The organism is Paenarthrobacter sp. RAF54_2 (genome assembly GCF_052113945.1).
Lineage (GTDB): Bacteria > Actinomycetota > Actinomycetes > Actinomycetales > Micrococcaceae > Arthrobacter.
In genome coordinates this window covers 76,039-83,091 of record NZ_JBFRDV010000021.1, presented here as the reverse complement: position 1 = coordinate 83,091, position 7,053 = coordinate 76,039, and the positions used below count along the sequence as shown (strand labels likewise).

Below are 7,053 nucleotides of genomic sequence, written 5' to 3'. Positions count from 1 at the left end.
GACCAAACCGCCGCGCCGGCGGCGTCCCACCAGCCACAGCCCACGCAAACCACCACACCAGCGCCCAGGAACCCCTGGCCGCCTAACCAACAACAACGAGAACTGTCTCAAAAACTTGACGAGCGCAATCGGGGAAAAAGCCGCAGGATGTGAGAGAAGATCAGGGGGCGACGCGGACGGGAAACGGGAACGCCGGTTTCCAGGGATTCCTGGGCGGCGTCGGCCACCTTGAGAGCAGCTACCCGCCCGATCCTCTCTCACATCGAGGCCCCTTTCGCCCGATCCTCTCTCACCTACCCGCGCGGCCGACCCCGACGTCGGCAGTCAGGTCAAGCGCCGGCGTCGTGGCTTTCCTGAAGCAAGGGAGAGAGGAACGCCGGCAATCCCGCAGGAAGTGAGAGAAGATCAGGAAAAATGGCGCAGGAAGTGAGAGAAGATCAGGGGGCGACGCGGACGGGGACGCCTGTTTCGAGGGATTCCTGGGCGGCGTCGGCCACCTTGGAAGCGGCGACGGCGTCCTCGGGGGTGCACGGATTCTTTCGTTCCCCGAGGACCAATTCCACAAACGCAGCCATCTCAGAGCGGTACGCCTGGTCGAAGCGCTCGGCAAAGGTCTTGTGGGAGTTGCCGGAGGGGAAGGCAACCCCTGGCTCAGCCGAACGGACAGCCATCTGTTCATCCATGCCAACCACAATGGAGCCGTCAGAGCCCTGGAGTTCCAGGCGGACATCGTGCCCGGCCCCGTTGTAACGGCTGGCTGAGACCGTGCCTACCGTGCCGTCGTCGAACGTTACTACCGCCAGGGCGGTATCGACGTCGCCCACCTCACCGATTGCGGGGTCGCCATTGTTGGAGCCCTTGGCGTAGACCTCCACGATTTCCTTGCCCGTGAGCCAGCGAAGGATGTCGAAATCGTGCACGGAACAGTCCCGGAACAGGCCGCCCGAGGTTGCCAGGAATTGGACCGGCGGCGGTGTCATGTCGCATGTGAGGGCACGGACGGAGTGGATCCAGCCCAATTCTCCGGCTTCGTAGGCCCGCTTGGCTTCCAGGTAGCCGGCGTCGAAGCGGCGTTGGTGGCCGATCTGCACGGTTCCACCCTTCTCCCGGATGTACTCAAGGACCGGCAGGGACTGGGCGACATTCACAGCCACCGGCTTCTCGCAGAACACGGGAATCCCAGCATCCACACCGGCGCGGATGAGGTCCGGGTGTGTCGCCGTGCCGGTGGCGATCACCAGTCCATCCACACCCGAGGAGATCAGCTCCGCCACTGAACCCAGGAATTCCGCTCCACATTCAGCGGCCACGGAACGGGCGTGTTCGCCGGCAACATCGGTCAGCTTGAGTTGGACCTGGACCCCCTCCGGGTTCAGGACCTGGTTGAGCGCACTGATGTTCTTGGCGTGCATTACACCGATCCGGCCGACACCCACAAGGCCGAGGGTCACTTGCTTCATCATTATCTGTCTCCGTCAGTGCAGCAGAAGTTGAGTCTTAAGAGGGATTCTTGAGGCGACACTAAACCTTGTCAGTTTGTCCTGTCAAATGGCACTAGCGGTAGAAGCGTTCAGTGACGCTTCCAGTGCCGCGTCAGCATCCTTAAGGACCTGAGCCGCCACCTCAAGTCCTTCAATGCGACCCAGGGAAACGTCTTCGTGTTCGATGTTCACCAGCATGTTGGGATCAACCTCATGGAGCGCCCGGAGGAACTCTGTCCAAAAGGCCGTATCGTGTCCACGGCCCAAGGCAACGAAGTCCCAGGCCGAGTTCTTGGGCCATTCGTTGGCCCACTCGTCTCCGCCCAGGTTGGTGCGGTTTTCCTCGGGTGAAAGCCGTCGGAAGCTGTTGTCCAAAACTCCGTACAGCGCAGCGTTTTCCTTGTTCACGCGGACGTCCTTCGCAGCTGCCTGGAACACCAGTGGGCCAAGTTYGCGAACCACAGCAACGGGGTCCATCTGCTGCCAGAACAGGTGGGAAGCATCGAGTTCGACACCAACATGGGTGGCACCGGTGAGCTCGATGAGTTTGTAGACATCAGCGGTGTTGAAGACGAGGTTCTGCGGGTGCAGTTCCAGCGCCACCTTGACGCCGTGATCAGCAGCAAGGCGGTCCGTTTCCCTCCAGAACGCAGCGGCCACATCCCACTGGTAATCCAGCACGTCCAGGGCCGCGGAGTTCCAGGCGTTGACTACCCAGTTGACGGTGCTCGCTCGAGGCTCGCCACCGGGCAGGCCGGACATGGTGACAACCCGGTTCTGTCCGAGTCGATGGGCCAGGCGAATGGAGCGGCGGATGTCTTCGGCATGCTTCTCACCGATTTCGCGCTTGGGATGCAGCGGGTTGCCGTTGCAGTTCAGGCCAGCGATGGAAACGCCGGTGCCCTCGAAGATCGCCAGATAGTCGTCGCGCGCTGCGTCGCTCTTCAGAATCTGGTCAAAGGTGGGGACGTGCACGGCGGGCAGGAACCCGCCAGTGTTGATCTCGATGCCCGTGAGGCCAAGATCAGCGATGACCTTCAGCGCTTCGGGAAGCGGGCGGTCGTGCAGGATCGAGTTGTAGACGCCGAGCTTCATAGCGTGATCTTCTTTCCGTTGCTCAGGCTGGATTCGGTGACTGCATTGAGTAGTTCCATGTTGCGGACGCCTTCATCGAAGGCGCAACGGGGCAAGGATGCTTCTGCGCTGAGTCCGGCAACTTCTTCGAGGAACGCGCGGGCCTGATAGCCGAATGCGTCGTTCTGGCCAAAGCCAACTTCCGGGGCGTCCATGGCGAGTCCGCCGGAGATATAAGGGTGACCCGGGCCGAGGATGACTTGGCGGTAACCGTTCTCGTTACCTGAGCCGTCATTGAGGAACAGTTGGATTTCAGACGGGCGGCGCTGATCGAACTTGGCCGCGCCGTTCTCGCAGAAGACCTCGAACTGGAGGCTGTTGGCGTGGCCGGCTGCAACGCGGGAGACCTCGAAGCTTCCGGCGCCGTTGGTGAACTCTGCGTTGAATGCTGCGTAGTCGTCATTCTCCACCGCTTCGAACGTGTCGCTGACGGCCACGTGATCGTGACCCATCACGGCACTCAGCGGAAGAGGGCGCTTGGCAATCGCCGTGGCGAGCCGGCCACCGCTGATGGACTTGATGTCGCCGCACAGGAATTCGGATACGTACGTCAGGTGACTTCCGACGTCGGCCAGCGCACCGGAGCCGGGCCCGCCCTTGTATCTCCAGCTCATGGGAGCCGAGGGGCTGAAGCCGTAGTCGGTCCAGTACCGGCCACTGAAGTGCAGGACGTTCCCGAGAACGCCGTTCTGGATCAGGTCACGGATGTAGGCGATGCCCGGAGTCCGGCGAAAGGTGAAGCCGATGCGGGCAAGCGTTCCATGTGCCTCTGCTTGCCGGGCGGCGTCTGCCATGGCGCGGGCATCGGCCAGGGTATCGCTGAGCGGCTTCTCGCACAGCACGTGCTTGCCGGCGGCGAGCAAGCCTTCCACGACTTCGCGGTGGAGGGAGTTGGCGATGACCACGCTCACCACGTCAATGTCATCGGCCTCGGCGATTGCCTGCCAGGACGTGTCGTTGCGCTCGTAGCCGAAGCGTCGAGCAGCCAGGGAACCAAATTCTGCATTCACGTCGCCGATCGAGACGAGGCGGAGCTGCGGCAGTACCGGGCTGTAGAGGGCAGATGCCGTGCGATATGCGGCAGCATGGGCTTTGCCCGCCATCCCTGCACCGATGACGGCGACGCCGAGGCTTTCAGCCATTGATTTCTCCTTTGAAATTTCGCCGTGCCATGAGGCATGAACGGCATTCTGTAGCGCTACAATTTTGCACTGGGCTCGATCGTAACTACGTCTATATGTCCTGTCAATCCTAGAGCGACTATCCTCAAGGACAGACACGAAAGGCACACCGATTCCGTTGAACAACGCACAGACCCGACGCCCCACCCTCTACGACGTCGCTACCCAGGCCGGAGTCTCGCCGTCGTTGGTTTCCTTGTTCCTCAAGGATCCGGCGAGGATCAGCGAAAAGCGTAGGCAGGCCGTCCAAAAGGCGATACACGATTTGGGCTACCGGCCAAGCCGGGCTGCCACCACTCTTGCCAGCCACCGCACCAAGAGCATCGGCCTGGTCATCGACGATTACCGCAACCCCTGGTTCGTCGATCTCCTCCGGGGTATGGAATCCGTCCTTTCGGATCTTGGCTACCACGTCATGCTCGCGGACTCCAGGCCTGGCGCGAACCGCATCAAGGAAGCCACCGACGGCCTGCTGGCCATGCACGTGGACGCTTTGGTCCTGGCCGCCGAGCCCAGCGAACCAATGCTCGCCGGAACGTGGGTCCCCATCGTGGTTGCCGGATGGCGGAACGGCGTCCCGACAGGCGCGGACCTGATAACCAACGACGACGACCGCGGGGGCAGCATGGCAGCGGACCACCTGCTGGGGTTGGGCCACAGCCGCATCGGCCACCTTTCGGGGTCCGACGGCGCGTCAGCACACCGGCGTGCCGGTTACCAAAGCGCGCTGGAGGCTGCCGGCGTCGAAGTCGTCATCGGTGAGACTGAAGGAACATCTGAAGAAGACGGGTACGGAGCCGCTTGCTGGCTACTGGACCACCATCCCGGCACTACCGCCATCTTCGCCGCCAACGACACCATGGCGCTGGGCGCTTTCGCCGCCATCAAAGCCCGTGGGCTTTCCGTGCCCAACGATATTTCGGTGATCGGGTACGACAATTCCCCGTTAGCTAAGTCGCGCTTCCTGGACCTCACATCCATCGATAACCGAAGCGATCTTGTTGGCGTAGATGCAGCACGCAGGCTGCTGGCCCGCATCGAGGATCCGACGTTGGAGCCAGAGCGGAAGCTCATCGAGCCGACGCTGGTACTCCGCGGCACGACATCGGCGGTTCGGTAGAGGCGGACGCTGCAGGGGGCCGCTCACTAGAGGTACTCGAAACGACTCTGCCCGGAGCCATCAGGCGCTCCGGGCAGAAGACAGCCGACCAAGCCTAGTGCCGCTTCGTGGCACCCTCCGGTGCAGCGTCAGCCACACCCGCCACTTCAGCCTTAACCTCCTCGAGCGCATCGGAGTGCCCGCCGAGCTGCTCCAGCTCATGGGCCAACTCCGCGAGCTCTGCACCGCCGGCCATTTGGGCCGTCAGCTCATCCAAGGTGATGTCCTTCTTGTCGTAGTAGCCGATCGACTTGCCGCGCTTGAGCAGCAGGAAGCGGTCACCCACAGGGAAGGCGTGGTGCGGGTTGTGGGTAATGAAGATTACGCCGAGACCACGGTCGCGGGCCTGCAGGATGTACCGAAGCACCACACCGGACTGCTTCACGCCAAGTGCGGCTGTTGGCTCATCCAGGATCAGCACCTTCGCGCCGAAGTACACGGCCCGGGCAATGGCGACACACTGGCGCTCGCCGCCGGAGAGCTGGCCGATGGGCTGGTCAACGTCACGGAGGTCGATGCCCATCTCGGCCAGCGCCTTCAGCGTGATGTCCTTCATCTTCTGGACATCCATGCTCTTGAACGGACCGAATCCGCTGATCAGTTCCGAGCCAAGGAAGAAGTTACGCCAGATGGGCATCAGCGGGACCACGGCCAGGTCCTGATAGACAGTGGCGATACCGGCGTCGAGGGCGTCCCTGGGCGAATTGAACTTTCTGGCATCGCCCATCACGTGCAAGGTGCCTTCGTCGTGCTGGTGCAGGCCTGCGATGATCTTGATCAGCGTTGACTTGCCGGCGCCATTGTCGCCCAGGACGCAGGTGACCCGGCCATTGTCCACAGCCATGGTTACATCGCGCAGGGCGATGATGTTGCCGTAGTGCTTGCCTACTCCCTCGAGCGAAAGCAGGTGCACGGGTGTGTGCGTCAACGGGTCCTTCTCGTTTTTCAGCAGTGTCTGCTGGTCGATCTGTTGTGCGTTCATTGTTCCGGCCCCTTACTTGAGCTCTGCCCGGCGCTTGACGATCAGGTTCACGATGGTGGCCAGGAGGAGCATCAAGCCCAGGAAGAACTTGAACCAGTCCGGATTCCATTGTGCGTACACGATGCCCTTGTTGGCCATGCCAAAGATGAAGGCACCGATAGCGCCACCCACCGCCGAGCCGTAGCCGCCTGTCAGGAGGCAACCACCGATGACGGCAGCAATGATGTAGAGGAACTCGTTGCCAACACCTTCACCGGACTGCACGGCATCGAAGGCAAAGAGGTTGTGCATGCCCAGGATCCAGCCGCAGAAACCAACGGCCATAAAGAGGCCGATCTTGGTCTTGGTCACCGGGACGCCAACTGCGCGGGCAGCATTGGCGTCACCGCCCACTGCGAAGATCCAGTTGCCAACGCGCGTGCGCAACAGGATCCACGAGGCCACTGCCACAAGGATGATCCAGAAGAACACGGTGATCTTGACTTCCACGCCGCCGATGCTGATGGAGGACGCGAATACCGCTCGTGCCGATTCGAACCCGTCCAGCTTGGAGATCGACGGCGAGGAGACACTGCCGCCGATGAGGCGGGTCAGTGCCAGGTTCAGGCCCGTCAGCATGAGGAAGGTCGCCAGGGTGACGATGAAGCTCGGAAGTTTGGTCTTGACGAGAATCCAGCCGTTGATGAATCCAATGCCCAAGGAGACAACCAGTGCCAGCGTGACACCAACCCATGCATTCGTTGAGAAGTTCCAGCTGAAGAGAGAGGCGGTCAGGGCGGAAGAAATCACGGCCACACCTGTGGAAAGGTCGAACTCACCGCCGATCATCAGCAGGGAAACCCCTACCGCCATGATGCCAATGGTTGAGGAACCGTAGAGCACCGTAGCGAGCGCGTTCGGCTGCGTAAACGTCTGGGAAACAGACGCGAAGAAGATGAAAAGGACAACTGCTCCGACCAGTGCACCGACCTCGGGCCTCGCCAGGAACTTTTGGACCGGACTACGGCGTCCGACCCGTTCGTCGCCAGGGGCAGAAGCCCCCGCCGGCGGCAGAGTTGTTGTATTTGCCATAGGAATGACTCCTTGTTGGTCAGGCTGCGCGGCGGTTCCCCGCCG

The 7,053-nt window shown here is 61.8% G+C and carries 6 protein-coding genes; 1 reads left to right on the top strand and 5 read right to left on the bottom strand.

What is annotated here, in order from left to right:
- Nucleotides 1-437 precede the first annotated feature (437 nt).
- From AB4Y87_RS19750 to AB4Y87_RS19740, 3 genes are all read right to left on the bottom strand, one after another.
- A complete protein-coding gene (locus tag AB4Y87_RS19750; protein ID WP_442005977.1) occupies nucleotides 438-1,460 on the bottom strand; it encodes a Gfo/Idh/MocA family oxidoreductase in 1,023 nt (340 codons plus the stop codon).
- Between the two features lie 84 nt (nucleotides 1,461-1,544).
- The gene (locus AB4Y87_RS19745) at nucleotides 1,545-2,576 is read right to left on the bottom strand and encodes a sugar phosphate isomerase/epimerase family protein (RefSeq protein WP_442005973.1); all 1,032 of its coding nucleotides are present in this window, start codon (nucleotides 2,574-2,576) and stop codon (nucleotides 1,545-1,547) included.
- Nucleotides 2,573-3,757 carry a Gfo/Idh/MocA family protein gene (locus AB4Y87_RS19740; protein ID WP_442005972.1) on the bottom strand — a complete coding sequence of 395 codons (1,185 nt, stop codon included), beginning with the start codon at nucleotides 3,755-3,757 and terminating at the stop codon, nucleotides 2,573-2,575. The genes AB4Y87_RS19745 and AB4Y87_RS19740 overlap by 4 nt, the downstream gene beginning before the upstream one ends.
- Nucleotides 3,758-3,914: 157 nt before the next feature.
- Here AB4Y87_RS19740 and AB4Y87_RS19735 point away from each other — a divergent pair, with 157 nt between their 5' ends.
- Nucleotides 3,915-4,916 carry a LacI family DNA-binding transcriptional regulator gene (locus tag AB4Y87_RS19735; RefSeq protein WP_442005971.1) on the top strand — a complete coding sequence of 334 codons (1,002 nt, stop codon included), beginning with the start codon at nucleotides 3,915-3,917 and terminating at the stop codon, nucleotides 4,914-4,916.
- A gap of 94 nt (nucleotides 4,917-5,010) precedes the next feature.
- On the opposite strand, the gene AB4Y87_RS19730 is transcribed toward AB4Y87_RS19735, so the two are convergent.
- Nucleotides 5,011-5,937: an ATP-binding cassette domain-containing protein gene (locus AB4Y87_RS19730; protein WP_442005970.1), complete on the bottom strand. Its 927-nt coding sequence runs from the start codon at nucleotides 5,935-5,937 to the stop codon at nucleotides 5,011-5,013.
- A gap of 12 nt (nucleotides 5,938-5,949) precedes the next feature.
- Complete coding sequence (locus AB4Y87_RS19725) at nucleotides 5,950-7,008, bottom strand: ABC transporter permease (protein ID WP_442005969.1); 1,059 nt, start codon at nucleotides 7,006-7,008, stop codon at nucleotides 5,950-5,952.
- Nucleotides 7,009-7,053: the final 45 nt, after the last annotated feature.

Bases quoted from the DNA above. Each gene is read 5' to 3' on its own strand.
- AB4Y87_RS19750 (WP_442005977.1), bottom strand. From the start codon at position 1,460: ATGAAGCAAGTGACCCTCGGCCTTGTGGGTGTCGGCCGGATCGGTGTA.
- AB4Y87_RS19740 (WP_442005972.1), bottom strand. From the start codon at position 3,757: ATGGCTGAAAGCCTCGGCGTCGCCGTCATCGGTGCAGGGATGGCGGGC.
- AB4Y87_RS19730 (WP_442005970.1), bottom strand. From the start codon at position 5,937: ATGAACGCACAACAGATCGACCAGCAGACACTGCTGAAAAACGAGAAG.
- AB4Y87_RS19725 (WP_442005969.1), bottom strand. From the start codon at position 7,008: ATGGCAAATACAACAACTCTGCCGCCGGCGGGGGCTTCTGCCCCTGGC.